The sequence below is a fragment of the Chromohalobacter canadensis genome (assembly GCF_034479555.1).
Lineage (GTDB): Bacteria > Pseudomonadota > Gammaproteobacteria > Pseudomonadales > Halomonadaceae > Chromohalobacter > Chromohalobacter canadensis.
Genome location: NZ_CP140151.1, coordinates 3,016,205 through 3,030,874 on the forward strand (window position 1 = coordinate 3,016,205; position 14,670 = coordinate 3,030,874).

Annotated in this window: 10 protein-coding genes; 8 read left to right on the forward strand and 2 right to left on the reverse strand. The window is 59.2% G+C overall.

The features are described 5' to 3' along the window. Nucleotides 1-10 precede the first annotated feature (10 nt). The 5 genes from hflX to SR908_RS14100 all read left to right on the forward strand — a co-directional run bounded on the left by hflX (nucleotide 11) and on the right by SR908_RS14100 (nucleotide 6,400). The gene (gene hflX / locus SR908_RS14080) at nucleotides 11-1,330 is read left to right on the forward strand and encodes a ribosome rescue GTPase HflX (RefSeq protein ID WP_246920855.1); all 1,320 of its coding nucleotides are present in this window, start codon (nucleotides 11-13) and stop codon (nucleotides 1,328-1,330) included. A gap of 61 nt (nucleotides 1,331-1,391) precedes the next feature. Continuing rightward, nucleotides 1,392-2,756: an FtsH protease activity modulator HflK gene (hflK, locus tag SR908_RS14085; RefSeq protein WP_246920859.1), complete on the forward strand. Its 1,365-nt coding sequence runs from the start codon at nucleotides 1,392-1,394 to the stop codon at nucleotides 2,754-2,756. 2 nt (nucleotides 2,757-2,758) lie between these two features. Further along, a complete protein-coding gene (gene hflC, locus SR908_RS14090) occupies nucleotides 2,759-3,652 on the forward strand; it encodes a protease modulator HflC (RefSeq protein ID WP_246920861.1) in 894 nt (297 codons plus the stop codon). A gap of 237 nt (nucleotides 3,653-3,889) precedes the next feature. Next, on the forward strand, nucleotides 3,890-5,071 hold the full coding sequence (locus tag SR908_RS14095) for an ATP phosphoribosyltransferase regulatory subunit (RefSeq protein ID WP_097022357.1): 1,182 nt from the start codon (nucleotides 3,890-3,892) through the stop codon (nucleotides 5,069-5,071). Nucleotides 5,072-5,104: 33 nt separating this feature from the next. Beyond that, nucleotides 5,105-6,400 (forward strand): adenylosuccinate synthase, encoded by a 1,296-nt coding sequence (locus tag SR908_RS14100; protein WP_246920863.1) that lies wholly within the window; start codon nucleotides 5,105-5,107, stop codon nucleotides 6,398-6,400. 175 nt (nucleotides 6,401-6,575) lie between these two features. Here SR908_RS14100 and SR908_RS14105 read toward each other — a convergent pair whose 3' ends face one another. Together SR908_RS14105 and SR908_RS14110 are read right to left on the reverse strand one after the other, a co-directional pair. Next, entirely contained in the window at nucleotides 6,576-8,171 is a 1,596-nt protein-coding gene (locus SR908_RS14105; protein WP_246920865.1) for a solute:sodium symporter family transporter, read from the reverse strand. Nucleotides 8,172-8,370: 199 nt separating this feature from the next. Next, nucleotides 8,371-9,900 carry a glucosyltransferase domain-containing protein gene (locus SR908_RS14110; protein WP_246920867.1) on the reverse strand — a complete coding sequence of 510 codons (1,530 nt, stop codon included), beginning with the start codon at nucleotides 9,898-9,900 and terminating at the stop codon, nucleotides 8,371-8,373. A gap of 253 nt (nucleotides 9,901-10,153) precedes the next feature. On the opposite strand from SR908_RS14110, the gene SR908_RS14115 reads away from it, so the two are divergent. From SR908_RS14115 to SR908_RS14125, 3 genes are all read left to right on the forward strand, one after another. After that, nucleotides 10,154-11,743, forward strand: a complete 1,590-nt coding sequence (locus SR908_RS14115; RefSeq protein ID WP_246920869.1) for a glucan biosynthesis protein G — start codon at nucleotides 10,154-10,156, stop codon at nucleotides 11,741-11,743. Beyond that, nucleotides 11,736-14,237, forward strand: coding sequence for a glucans biosynthesis glucosyltransferase MdoH (gene mdoH / locus SR908_RS14120; protein WP_246920871.1), 2,502 nt, complete (start codon nucleotides 11,736-11,738; stop codon nucleotides 14,235-14,237). Before SR908_RS14115 ends, mdoH begins: the two co-directional genes overlap by 8 nt. A gap of 109 nt (nucleotides 14,238-14,346) precedes the next feature. Beyond that, entirely contained in the window at nucleotides 14,347-14,589 is a 243-nt protein-coding gene (locus SR908_RS14125; protein WP_040243976.1) for a GlsB/YeaQ/YmgE family stress response membrane protein, read from the forward strand. Nucleotides 14,590-14,670 lie beyond the last annotated feature (81 nt).

Here is a 14,670-nt window from a genome sequence, read left to right on the forward strand (position 1 = left end):
GAGGCGCTGATTGTTTTTCGAACGTCCCGACGCCGGTGAAACGGCGGTTCTCGTCCATGTGGATTTCCACGACGAACAGGAACGTGAAGACCCGGGAGAATTCCTGGAGTTGGTGCGTTCCTCGGGTGTGACGCCGGCGACTCTCATCGAGGGCAGTCGGCGTCGTCCCGATCCCAAGACATTTATCGGCAGCGGTAAGCTGGAGGAGATTCGCGAGGTACGCGAACTTCACGGCGCCGAAGTCGTCATTTTCAATCATGCCTTGTCGCCTTCGCAGGAGCGCAATCTGGAACGCGCCCTGAAAAGTCGCGTGCTGGATCGCACGGGTTTGATACTGGATATATTCGCGCAACGTGCGCGTACGCACGAAGGCAAGCTGCAGGTCGAGCTGGCACAGCTAGAGTACATGTCGACGCGCCTGGTGCGTGGATGGACCCACCTGGAGCGCCAGAAAGGCGGGATCGGCTTGCGCGGCCCAGGGGAAACCCAGCTCGAGACCGACCGCCGCTTGTTGAATGGTCGTATCAAGGCGATTCACAAGCGGTTGGAGAAGGTCCGCACACAGCGCGATCAGAATCGCCGTGCGCGGGCGCGTGCCGAGATTCCCAGCGTGTCCCTGGTGGGCTATACCAATGCTGGTAAGTCAACGCTGTTCAATGCTTTGACCCAGTCAGATGTGTACACCGCTGATCAGCTGTTCGCCACGCTCGACCCGACGTTGCGTCGCATCGAGGTGGAAGATGTCGGACCGGTGGTCATGGCTGATACGGTGGGGTTCATCCGCCATCTGCCACACAAGCTGGTGGAGGCGTTTCGTGCCACCTTGCAGGAAGCGACTGAGGCCTCGTTATTGGTGCATGTCATCGATGCGGCGGACCCGGATCGCGATTTCAATGTGGCGCAGGTCGATGCAGTGCTCGAGGAAATCGGTGCCGCTGAGGTGCCGCGGCTGCTGGTCATGAATAAAATCGACCTCTTGGACAGCGCTCCACGTCTTGAGCGTGACGGACACGGTCGCCCGCAGATCGTGTGGCTATCGGCGCGTGATGCACGCGGCTTTGAATTGCTGCATCAAGCACTCGGCGAGCTGCTGGCTGAAGAGCTGCTCGAGACGAGTTTGACGCTGGAGCCCGAGCAGGGAAGATTGCGGGCATCGCTGCATGAGTTGAATGCCGTGCAGCAAGAACAATTTGACGAGCAGGGCCGAATCCTGCTGGATATCCGTCTGCCTAGACGCGATTTCTTTCAGTTGATGGCCCGTCTCGGCGAGAAGGCAGCACATTATTTGCCGCCGGGAGCCCTCGATCGCCCGGAGTGGGAGCGCGACTGACAGTGCCTGTCACTGGCGCCCCTGGCGAGATGCATCGCAATCAATGCAGTGGAGAAAACGTATGGCTTGGAACGAGCCTGGTGGTGGCAATCAGCAGGACCCGTGGAGCGGCGGCGGTCGCCGCGGCAGCGGTAATGGTAGCGGTGGGGGCAATGGTGGCAACAACCAAGGCCCACCCGATCTCGACGAGGCGCTGAAGAAGTTTCAGGACAAGCTTAGTCGTTTGATGGGTAAGCGCGGCAAGCGTGGTGGCGATAGCAACGGCGGCGGATCGGGAGGCAAGGGGAATCCCTTCATCCTGCCGGGTGTGCTAGTGATCATTGTATTGGCCATCTGGGCCGGGTCCGGTTTCTACGTGGTCGATCAGTCTGAACGTGGCGTAGTGCTGCGCTTCGGCAAGTATTACGATACGGTGAATCCCGGTCTGCATTGGAGCCCGACCTTTGTCGATCAAGTGACGAGGGTGAACGTCACCGAGGTGCGCTCGTTCCGTCAGAATGCTTCCATGCTGACGAGCGATACCAACATCGTGACGGTACGCCTCTCCGCCCAGTATCAGGTCGCCAATCCTCGCGACTATGTGCTTAATGTGCGTGATCCCGAGCAGAGCCTGCGCAACGCACTGGACTCCACGTTGCGTCATGTCGTGGGTGCGAGTGGCATGCAGAACGTGCTGACCAGTACCACTGAGGTCGAAGAAGTCAAACAGATCGATGAAGGTGGCAAGGTACCGGATATGCCGGAAACCGTGGAAGATCCCAGCGAATTGCCGGTGGTCACCATGACGCCGCCGGTCCCGGATTCGTTGCTCAGTGGCCGTGAGGAGCTTGGCCCCGAGGTCGCCAAGCGGCTCCAGGAGTCGCTGGATGCTTATGGATTGGGGCTGCGTTTGCAGACCGTCAACCTGGAAAGCACCCAGGCGCCGGACCAGGTTCAAGATGCCGTGGACGACGTGATTCGCTCACGCGAGGATCGTCAGCGCTTGATCAACGAAGCACGGGCCTACGAGAATGCCCTGCAGCCCCGCACCGAAGGGGAAGCGCAGCGCTTTATCGAGGAAGCCACCGGTTATCGTAATACCGTGGTGTCGGATGCCGAAGGTCAAACCAGCCGCTTCCTGGCCGTGTTGGGCGAATACCAGCAGGCGCCGGAAGTGACACGCCAACGTCTCTACTTGGATACGGTGAGTGAGGTGTTGGGTAACAACCGCAAGGCATTGATCGATGTTGGTTCTCAGAATAACTCGATGATCTATCTACCGCTTGATCAGCTAGGTAAGCCTCGCGCCGGTGGTAGCGGTGTTGACTCGCAAGATATACGTGAACTTGAGTCGGTCTTCCAGCAGGTTCAAAACGAACCACTTTCTGGTAGCGACAACAGCAGTGGTCAGCGCCAGTCGAGCGGAATTTCGCGGGAGGGTCGTTAATCATGGTCAACAATCGTGCCTTGGGTATCGTCGCATTGCTGGCTGTGGGGGCCTGGATCGCCAGTTCCAGCTTGTATGTGGTGACAGAGAAGCAGCGTGCCATCAAGTTACGCTTCGGTGAGGTGGTACAGGCCGATATCGAGCCTGGCTTGCATGTAAAATGGCCGGTGCTCAACACCGTGCGCTTCTTCGATGCGCGCGTGCAGATGCTGGAAAGCACCGAAAGCCGCTTCCTGACAGCGCGTCGCAATGCCTTGATCGTCGACTCTTACGTCAAGTGGCAGGTCGTCGATCCCAGCTTGTACTATCAGTCCACACGAGGAGAGGTATCGCGTGCTGAGGACCTCATCGCGCCGCGCGTTGATGAAAGCCTGCGTAATGCCTTCGGTAGCCGTGAAGTGGACAAGATCATTAGCGAAGAACGCAACGAGATGCTCGAGGAGCCTCAAGAACAGCTGGATAAACGACTGCGTGAAGAGGTGGGTGTCGCGATACTGGATATTCGCCTCAAGCGTGTCGAACTCCCTCAAGAAGTTCAGCAGGCGGTTTTCCAGCGCATGCGTACCGAGCGTAATGCCGAAGCGCGTCAGTATCGCGCCCAAGGTGAGGAACAGGCCGAGCGTATTCGCGCCCGGGCCGATCGTGAGCGTCAGGTGACGTTGGCGGATGCGCGCAAGAAGGCCGAGACGCTGCGTGGTGAAGGTGATGCCAAGGCTGCGGAGATCTATGCCAGCGCTTATACGCAGGATCAAGACTTCTTCAATTTCTATCGCTCCCTGCAAGCGTACCGGAACAGCTTCGACAAGGGCGACGATATGCTGTTGTTGAGTCCGGATAGCGAGTTCTTCCGCTATTTCCGGTCGCCGACCGGCGAGGCGAGTAGCAACGACGAATAAGTCACGATCTGGCCTCCGGGGTACCTCCGTCCGGGGTACATCCGGAGGCCAAACGTGATAGACTCTTGACACCGGGCGTCGCCCGGTTTTTTTGTGGCCTGTCAGCGGATATGGATGCCTCTACGGCGATTCGCGACGGGCTCGGTATGCGACTCCGACATGACGTGTCAGCGTTCGTGTCGTCTCGCCCGCAACCGACGATGCCAATACGCCACTCATTTCTGGCAGGACCAAAAAATGACCATCGCTGACCGCTGGCTGCTTCCCGACGGAATGGATGAAGTACTTCCGCCTCAGGCGACGCGCATGGAGCAACTGCGTCGTGCGTTGCTCGATCTGTATGATCGCTGGGGATATGATTTGGTGATTCCTCCGACGGTCGAGTTTCTCGATTCGCTGTTGACCGGCACGGGGACCGATCTCGATCTGCAGACGTTCAAGCTGACCGACCAGCTTTCCGGTCGGATGATGGGCGCCAGCGCGGATGTGACGCCGCAGGTGGCGCGTATGGATGCGCATTCATTGAAGCGCAGTGGGCCGGCACGACTTTGCTATTGCACGACCGTGTTGCGTGCCAAGGCCGACCAACACCAGGGAGGGCGCAGCCCGACTCAGGTTGGTGTGGAGCTTTTCGGCCATGCGGGGTTGGATGCGGACATCGAGGTGTTGCGGCTGGCACTCACGGGGCTGGAAGTCGCCGGGGCCGGCGAAACTCACCTGGCGCTCAGCCATATCGGCATCTATCGTGCTTTGGTGCACGCGGCGGCATTGAATGCGGAAAGCGAGTATGCGCTTTTCGAAGCCATCGAGCGCAAGGCCTTCAACGACGTCGATGCCCTGGTCGCGCGGGACGTGCGTGACCCCGCGTTGGCCGAGATGCTGCAAACGTTGCCGCGTCTTTACGGCGGCCAAGAGGTGCTCGACCAGGCCCGCGAGGTCTTTGCGGGCGCGCCTCCCGCCGTCGCGGCGGCGCTGGATGAACTTCAGGCGTTGTGCCGGGCCGTCACGGCCAATCATCTACAGGCCGAGGTGTATATCGACCTGGCCGAATTGCGCGGGTATCAATATCACACGGGTATGGTGTTTGCGGCTTATGTGCCTGGTTACGGTCAGGCCTTGGCCAAGGGAGGGCGCTACGACGACACCGGACGCGCCTTCGGTCGGGCGCGCCCGGCGACGGGATTTTCCATGGATCTCAAGCTGTTGGCTTCGCTCATCGAGAGCGGTCCGCGCGGCGATGGTATCTGGGCGCCTGCCGACGATCGCGCCACGCTTACCCAGGCCATTGCGCATCTGCGTGCTGCCGGTGAGCGCGTCATTCAGGCGTTGCCAGGGCAGCGTGTGGGGCCTCGCGAACAGCGTTGTGATCGACAGCTAGTGGAAACCAACGGCGAATGGCGGGTCGAACCGCTCGCGTAAATCGGCGGATCCTTTGATCGAGAGACGAAAGCAATGGGCAAGAACGTAGTCGTATTGGGCACCCAGTGGGGTGACGAAGGCAAGGGCAAGGTCGTCGACCTGCTGACGGAATCCGCCGCCACGGTGGTCCGCTTTCAGGGTGGCCACAACGCCGGCCATACGCTGGTCATCGATGGTGAGAAAACTGTCCTGCATTTGATCCCGTCCGGCGTGCTGCGCGCCGACAAGACGTGTGTGATCGGTAATGGGGTCGTGCTCTCGCCGGAAGCGTTGATGGAAGAAATCCGCGAGCTGGAAGCGAAAGACGTGCCTGTGCGTGAACGGCTTCGCTTGTCCCCGGCCTGTCCTCTGATTCTGCCGTACCACGTGCGCCTCGATCAGGCGCGCGAAAAGGCGCGTGGCGTTGCCAAGATCGGCACCACCGGCCGAGGAATCGGACCGGCTTACGAGGACAAGGTCGCGCGGCGTGGGCTGCGCCTGGGCGATATCCTGCATCGCGAACGTTTCGCGTCGAAGCTGGGCGAGGTGCTCGATTACCACAATTTTGTGTTGACGCAGTACCACAACGAGCCACCGGTGGACTTTCAGCAGGTACTCGACCAGGCGATGGAAATGGCCGAGGAGCTTCGCCCGATGGTCTGCGATACCGTGTCGTTGGTACATGAGATGCGCAAGGCCGGCGATAATATCCTGTTTGAAGGGGCGCAGGGCTCGTTGCTGGATATCGATCACGGCACTTATCCGTATGTGACGAGCTCCAATACCACGGCAGGGGGCACGGCAACGGGCTCGGGCGTGGGGCCGCTATATCTTGATTACGTGCTGGGGATTACCAAGGCCTACACCACGCGTGTCGGGTCAGGGCCGTTTCCCACCGAGATTTTCGATGAGTTCGGCCGGCACTTGGCAGAGAAAGGCCATGAGTTCGGTGCCACGACGGGGCGCGCGCGGCGCTGTGGCTGGTTCGATGCCGTGGCGCTGCGCCACGCGGTGCAGATCAATTCGGTATCGGGGTTATGCCTGACCAAGTTGGACGTGCTCGATGGCCTGGAAAACATTCGGGTTTGCGTGGGATATCGCAGCAAGGATGGCGCCACTATCGATAACCCGGTCGATTCCGAAGGCTATGCAGTCATCGAACCGCTTTATCAGGACTTGCCTGGCTGGAGCGAGTCGACGCTGGGAGTCAAGCGCATCGAAGACCTGCCCAAGAACGCACGGGCCTATATCAGTTTTCTCGAGGAGCAGACGGGGGTGCCGATCGACATCATCTCCACGGGGCCTGATCGCAACGAGACCATCGTGCTGCGCAACCCGTTCTTTGACTAGACCCTGAACGTTTGCCCGCTTCACTTGAGCGACGCCCGGTCGGCTGCATTGCCGATCGGGCGTTTTCATGACGAGGCCCGGCTTGCAAGGGCGATGCTTTTGCTCCTCGACAATGAAAAGGCCCGCGCCATCACGGCGCGGGCCTTTTGTGTCATGCGTGTTGTCGCAGGGGCGTCTAGCCGGCGAACGCAGCGTAGATGGCGATGACGCACAGGACTAGCACCAAGCCTACGGGCCAAGCACCTTTCCAGGGAGTCAGGTCGACTTCACCCGCATCCTGATGAACCCACTTGGTTTCGCGCGGGTAGACCTTGCCGATAATCAGCATGATGGCGATCAGCAGCACGAAGACGCCTGCTACGAAATGGTACTGACTAGTGACGTCGAGAATCTTGTTGAAGGGCGGTATGAAATATCCCGCTGCTATCAACAAGCAACCCGCGACCAAGCCCACCTTGGCGGCAATGGCGGGGACGCGCTTAGTGAGAAGCCCCACCAGGACCACGGCCAGGATGGGAATGAAGTAAATAGCGTTCATCGTCTGCAAGTAGCTGAACAAACTTTCCTGACCCGCGAGAAGCGGTGCGATGACCATGGCGGCAATGGCCATGATCCAGCCGAAGATCTTCCCCACTTTAACGACCTGGGCTTCATCGGCGTTCTTGTTGATGACGCCCTTATAGATGCCCAGGCTGAACAGTGTTGTGGTGCTATTCAGCGCCGAGTTGAACGACGACAGGATGGCGCCGACCATCACGGCAGCGAAGAAGCCGGTCAGGTAAGGGGGCAGGACGTCGAACACTAGGTGGCCGTAGGCTTCATCTGCCTTGACGCCCTGATCGGCATACATGTGGTACGCGATGATGCCCGGAAGGACGAGGTACAGGGGGCCGAGAAGTTTGAAGAAGCCGGTCAGCAGAACGCCCTTCTGGCCTTCGGCGAGGGTCTTGGCGGCGAAGGTGCGCTGAATGATCTGCTGATTGGTGGTCCAGTAGAACACGTTGATCAGGAAGACGCCGGTGAATAGCGTGGCGAAGGGTACGGCTTGATCCTCGCGTCCCATCGAATTGAACATCTCGGGATGCTGTTCGTTGAGGATATCCCAGCCGGCCAGGATGCCTCCGCCATCGCTGACGGCGTTGAGAGCGAAAAACACGATCAAGAGGCCGCCGATGAGCAGTCCGACTCCATTGAGCGTATCGGACACGGCTACCGTCCGCAGCCCCCCGAAGAGCGCATACACGGCGCCGATCAGGCCTACGATCCACACGGTCGCCCACAGCAGGAAACTGCTCGATTCGATGCCCGTCAGCCCTTGGAGATCGAGCATGCCTTGCAAGCCGATCGCGCCGGAGTACAGCACGATAGGCAGCAGAATGACCGCATAGGCGATCAGGAAGATGATGTTACAGATCAACTGCGTGCCGTGGTCGAAGCGAATCTCCAGCAATTGCGGCACGGTCGCGATCCCGCTACGCAGGAAGCGTGGCAGAAAGAAGAGCGCCAGTAGCACCAAGGCCACGACCGCAACGACCTCCCACGCCATGACACTCAGGCCATCAGTGAAGGCCGACCCGTTGAGACCCACCATCTGCTCGGTGGAGAGATTGGTCATCAAAAGTGAGCCGGCGATCAGCGGGAAAGTCAGGCTACGACCGGCCAAGAAGTAGCCGCTGGTGCTACGCAGGTCGTCTCGGCGCGTGATCAACCAGGTGATCAGTGCGACGAGCCCCGTGAAGAAAAGAAACGAGATCAGCGTCAGGGCATGCATGGAATGGGCATCCTTGGGCTTTCATGGATCATGGCCGTGGCGATTGAAGACTGGCGACTGCCCTTGGCATATCGTCAGGCTTCAAGCGTACGGGCGCGTCGATGACACTACATCGTGGGAACGAATTTTAGCCGGCAAACAGTAAACTACCATTCGCCATTTGTCTGACATTGCCCAAGTAATGTCTGTATAACACGGCTCATGGGTCGCCAGTATCCCGTCGACAAGCTCCGTCCAAGGACACGAAGATTGCGTCTTGCCACTGATATAGCGTGTACCAGCCACGTTCCAAGAGAGGTTCGAGGGTAGTGCAGTGGTCAGCGAAGGCGTCGCGCAGCGCCTGGTCGCCATTGAACTCGTAACGCTGAGGCAAGCCCAGGCGGTAGAGATTTTGATAGCCCCACCAGTAGCCGTTGTCGAGATAACTTCCCACTAGTTCCTTGAGTATGGGGAACGCATGCACGGTATTGTCGGCGCTTTTACTGAGTGGGAGAGTGCCGAAGACGACGAGGGCACCTTCCGCCTCGAGTCGTCGCAGGTCGTCGACCAACTGGCGCGACACGCTTTCCTCGAACGATTTCTGACTGCCTTGAGCATTGCCGTAGGCATAAGCGATCACCGTGGCACCTCCCAGCACGAGAACAAGCATTGAAACGCCTAAGCGGCGCCATCCGTAATATTCGCAAGTAGCCACTGCACAGAACAGTGAGCCGGCGCATAAGGCACCGAACCCGATGAAGGTGCGCGGACGCCAGAGAGGGTCTTCAAGCGCCGCCATGATACCGAGCGCGCCAAGCGGTAGTAGCAGCAAGATGATCAACATGATCAAGAGCCGCCAGGGCCATGCAAGGGGACGCTTGGCCTGTGACGGACGGAGGGCACCCAGGGTCAGGCCGGTCAGTGCGATCAGGGCCGTGGCCGATAGGCCCCACCAAGGTGCGCCAGCGAGTGTCCTGGCTGCATAGCGCCAGAACGTCAGGGTGTTGTCGACGATATGCATGGGCAATGTCGCTGGGGGAGCCATCTGGCTATGCGACAGGCTATAACCGCCAGCCAGCCACCAGACTGATATCAGTTTGTACCCCAGGAGTGTGACGGCGCCAGCGACTAGCAAGCCGACATGGCGCCGCCATTGCAGCGTGCCATAAGTGGCCAGGCTGAGAAGAGCATGAAACGCGAGCAACACGAAGTAAACGCTCACTGCCGCCTGATAGAAGCAGAGACTGGCGAATAAGCCGATAACCGACAGCATGACTCCCTTTCCCCATGATGCTCTCATGCCGGCGGCAAGCGCCAGTCCGGCGCAACTGACAGCAAGTGCCATGGGCAGGGCATCGAACTGATAGGAAAGGTTTTGCAGGAAGAAGGGCTGTAGCACCAATAGTGCCATCGCAAGCCAGGCGTGACCGTCGTTAAATTTTACAAAGGCCTGACGTAGCGCAACGAGCATTGTCGCGATGCTGGTCAATCCCAGCCATAAAGGAAGTGGAGCCAACTCGACGACACGCGTGCCTTGATTGAGCGCGAGCATAACGACATCGGCAAGAGGGCGCGCATTTGAAGTCCAACCGGGCTCGCCATACATGCTGCGCCAGATATCGTCGAGATAGAGACGATCGGCCGCCACGATCGGGTAAGTGGCCAGCACAAGACCAATGAAGGCTCCCATCCATCGCCAGACATCCGGGCTGGGCGTGCGAGAGTGCAGCGGAATTGACGGTATCGACATCAGGTACCCTTCGTGGTGTGGAGAAAGCGTGGATGAGCGCAATGTGACGACAACGCTGCGCTGGGCTCCCTTCATGCCCTGCGTGATGCTAAGCTCTCATATCGGGAGCATGGAGAGCTTCTCGTCTCATCGATCTGCGTCGCCTCTGGAACTTTCATCTTCGTTGGGTGTATTGCATACGTTAGTGTGTTCAGCCGAAGAATGTGACGTAAAGGGGTGACTTGCCCCTGAAAAGCCGCAAGGGAGTAGTAATGTGAGTGTACCGAATCGACATTTTTTGACGGCAATTTTTCCGCGTCGTTGTAGTCGCCCTCTCGCGGGCATGTTGGGCGTATGGTTAGCCTTCGCGGCGCAGGCGTGTGTTGCCTTTGGCTTCGAGGATGTGGTCAAGAAAGCCGAGCAACTTTCCGAGCAAGGATACCAGTCACCCGAAACAAGCGTGCCGGAATCGCTGAGCAACCTGGAGTACTCGGACTACGCCAAGATTCATACAAAAGATGGTCACGCGCTGTGGGAGGACGACGATTTACCCTTCAATCTCGCTTTCTTTCATAAGGGGATGCACTACGACACCTCGGTGAAGATACACAGCGTCGTGGATGGTGAAGTGGAGGATATTGCTTTCGACCCTGATGACTTCACTTACGGTGATCTGGATATTCCCGAGGAAGATCTCGAGGACCTCGGGTTTGCAGGGTTCAAGGTTACCAATGCGCTCAATGACGCCGATCGCATGAATGAAGTCATGGCTTTTCAGGGGGCGAGTTATTTCCGCACCTTGGGGCGTGATCAGACCTATGGGTCTTCCGGCCGTGGTCTGGCGATCGACACCGCATTACCCAGTGGTGAGGAATTCCCCGCGTTTCGTGAGTTCTGGGTCGTCAAACCAAGCAACGATAGCCAATACCTGACGGTGTTCGCGATACTTGATTCGCCAAGCCTTGCCGGCGCTTATCGTTTCGTTCTGCGTCCCGGCGAAGACACCGTCGTCGATGTGACATCGCGGCTTTTCATGCGTAACGCTGTGGAAAAATTGGGGATCGCGCCTCTGACGAGTATGTATTTGTATGGCCCTGGCCAGCCCACGGACTCACTCAACTATCGGCCGGCGATTCACGATTCCAATGGCTTGTTGGTGCACGATGGCGGCGATGAAGAGCAGTGGATCTGGCGCCCGCTTGCCAATCCTGACAAGTTGATGGTCGACGAGCAGGATGTCGACTCTCTCGAGGGCTTCGGGCTGCTGCAGCGCAGTCATGATTTTCACGATTATGAAGACCTCAAAGATCGTTATGATCGTCGTCCAAGCGTGTGGATCGAGCCTCAAGATGACTGGGGCAAGGGCCAGGTCGAATTGATCCAGATCCCCACGCCCGACGAGACCAACGACAACATCGTTACCATGTGGAAGCCCGACGAAGCGCCGCAAGCGGGGGATGAACTCGACTTCAATTACCGCATGTACTGGACGACGCACGAGGCCAAGTTCCATAGCCCTGATTTGTCCTGGGCTAGCCAGACGCGTCGCTCGCAAGGCGAGGTGCGTCAAGACAACTTGGTGCGTGAGACCGATGGTTCGCTGGCGTTCATCGTCGATTTCAAGGGGCCGGGGCTGGAGTCGATCAAAGACGGTGCCAGCATGGAAGTCGATGCCTCTGTCGGAGATAACGGCGAACTGGTCGAAAGTCGTGTCGTTCCCAATGACGCCGAAGGTGGTTGGCGGATGTTCGTGCGCGTCAAGCGTAGCGATGACAGTCAGCCCTTGGATATCCGCGCCTACCTGAAGGATGGGGATGAGCGGCTTTCGGAAACCTGGTATTACCGGCTCCCTGCCAATGGTTGATACACAAGCTGATACGGTGACCGGCGATTATCTCGAACGCCTGGCACAGGAAACGGACTCCCGAGGGGCGCGCCGCGAGTTACTTGCTAGTCGTCTCGATGAACACGGCATGGAAGCCTTGCACTCGAGCCTCGGCGCGCGCGAGGTCTCGGAGGATGATCCGGCTGCGGCGTCGGTGGGCGCGCGTCTGTCGCTGGCGTATAGCGCCCGTCCGTTGGCGCCGCCCACTGTGCTCACGACTGACGCGCAAGGCATTACGCGGCTTTGCACGACGCCGCCGATAGCACGCACACCCTTGGCGCCGGAGCCATGGGCGGCTAATCCTTTCGTGCGTTATGCCCAGCGTGCGCGCAACTGGGTAGAGCGTGGTTTTCGCCGACGTCATAAGGGTGGTGCGGATGCCGTGCCGACCCCTCGCTGGCAGAAAGTTGGCAGGCTACGTCGCAAGATTCTGTTGATCCTGGTGGTAGGTCAAAGCCTGGTGGCGGCGGAATACATGCGTTCGGTGTTGCCCTATCAAGGCAAGCAAGTGCTCGAAGTCGCCATTCTGACGTTGTTCGTGCTGTTGTTTTGCTGGGTCTCGGCGGGGTTCTGGACGGCCCTCATGGGGTTCTTCCAGCTTTTGCGTGGACGCGACCGCTACGCGATCGATGCCCGTGACGTGCAGGAGGAAGCGCCGATTGACGAAACGGCGCGCACGGCGCTGGTTGTGCCCATCTGCAATGAGGATGTGGCGCGCGTTTTTGCCGGCGTGCGGGCCACGCTCGAGTCACTGCGCGATAGCGGCCAGGAACGCCACTTCGACCTGTTTATTTTGAGCGATACCTTCGATCCCGAACTGGCGATCGCGGAGACGCACGCCTGGTTGGCGTTGTGTCGTGAACTGGATGCCTTCGACCGAGTCTTCTATCGGCGCCGCCAGCGCCGCATGAAGCGCAAGAGCGGCAATATCGACGACTTCTGCCGTCGTTGGGGCGTCAATTATCGCTACATGGTGGTGCTGGATGCTGACAGTGTCATGAGCGGTGCTTGCTTGACGCGCTTGGTGCGGTTGATGGAAGCGAATCCCAAGGCCGGGATTATCCAGTCTGCGCCGCGCGCCTCCGGCCGGCTGAATCTCTATGCACGTATGCAGCAATTCGCGACGCGTGTCTATGGACCGCTCTTCACGGCGGGGCTGCATTTCTGGCAGTTGGGCGAGTCGCATTACTGGGGACATAACGCGATCATTCGCCTGGCCCCTTTCATGCGTCACTGCATGCTGGCGCCGTTGCCCGGGAAAGGCTCTCTGTCCGGGGAAATTCTGTCGCACGATTTCGTCGAAGCGGCGTTGATGCGTCGGGCGGGATGGGGCGTGTGGATCGCCTACAACCTGGATGGTAGTTACGAAGAGATGCCACCCAACCTCCTCGACGAGCTCAATCGCGATCGTCGTTGGTGTCATGGCAACTTGATGAACTTTCGCCTGTTTCTGGCCAAGGGCATTCACCCCGTGCATCGTGCGGTCTTCCTGACCGGGGTGATGTCGTACATATCGGCGCCGTTGTGGTGCTTGTTCCTGATCTTGTCGACCGCTTTGCTGGCGGTACATACGTTGAGTACGCCGCAGTATTTCCCCGAGCCCGGCATGATGTTTCCTGTCTGGCCGCAGTGGAATCCAACCATGGCGGTGGGGCTGTTCGCGGCGACGGCCACGCTTTTGTTCTTGCCCAAGGTGCTCAGTGTGATCCTGGTCATCGCGCAGGGGTCCAAGGAATTCGGCGGCGGCTTGCGGTTATGCGCGGGCATGGTCCTGGAATCGCTGTTCTCCATGCTGATGGCGCCGGTACGGATGCTCTTCCATACACGCTTCGTAATGACGGCGCTTCTCGGGCGTGCCATACAGTGGCGCTCTCCGTCGCGTGACAACAGCGATACGCCGTGGGGCGATGCCATGCGTCACCATGGCGTTCAGACGCTCATCGGGGCGGTGTGGGCCGTGGGCGTGTATTACATGGAACCGACCTTCCTGTGGTGGCTGGCGCCTATCGTTGGCGCCTTGATGGTGTCGATCCCGGTTTCGGTGTTTTCCAGCCGCGTGTCGCTAGGACGCTGGTGCCAGCATGCGCGCTTGTTTCGTATTCCCGAAGAGACGCATCCCCCGCGTGTGTTGCGGCGCATGGTGCGTCATCTGAAACGTATGCGCGCCCAGCAGGCAACGGCGCCGACGTTCGTGCAGGTGGTCGTCGATCCCATGGCCAATGCGCTAGGGTGTGCGCTGGCCACGAGCCGACATGGCGTATCGGCGCTTCTGCGGCGGCGTCGAGAAGAGCGGGTCAGGGCGGTCGTCACCGAGAACCCCAGCAAGGTTGAGACAGCGACCCGTTTGAACTTTCTCGATGACCCCGTCCTGCTGTCGATGCTGCATCACTGGGTATGGACATCGCCCGACGCACACCCGGACTGGCGCGAACTCGGTACGCCGACGCCTGTCTCATGGCGGGTACCGGGATGAGATGACACGTCACGACGTATCGCCGCCAGCCTAGCTGCTATGCTGGAGGCGATGTCCGTGAGTGGCCTTTCATGTAGCGTCGCATTCAAGGAAAGAAGGAGATGAAGGAATGAGTATCATTTTGTGGTTGATCATCGGGGGCCTGGCCGGCTGGATTGCAGGCAAGATAATGCGCGGTGGCGGCTTCGGTATCCTCGGCAATATCGGTGTCGGCATCGTGGGCGCGGTTATCGGTGGCTTTCTCTTCAGTCTACTGGGACTTGCGCAGACCAATATCATCGGCTCGTTGATCATGGCCGTGATTGGTGCCGTGCTGCTGCTGTGGATCGTGGCCAAGGTCCGGAAGTCGTAGCGCGTCGTGGGTTACCGATGCCCTGAAGAGTGTCCGTTGAATATGGAAAACGAATGATTCCTTGCCCCGGCCCCTTTGAAA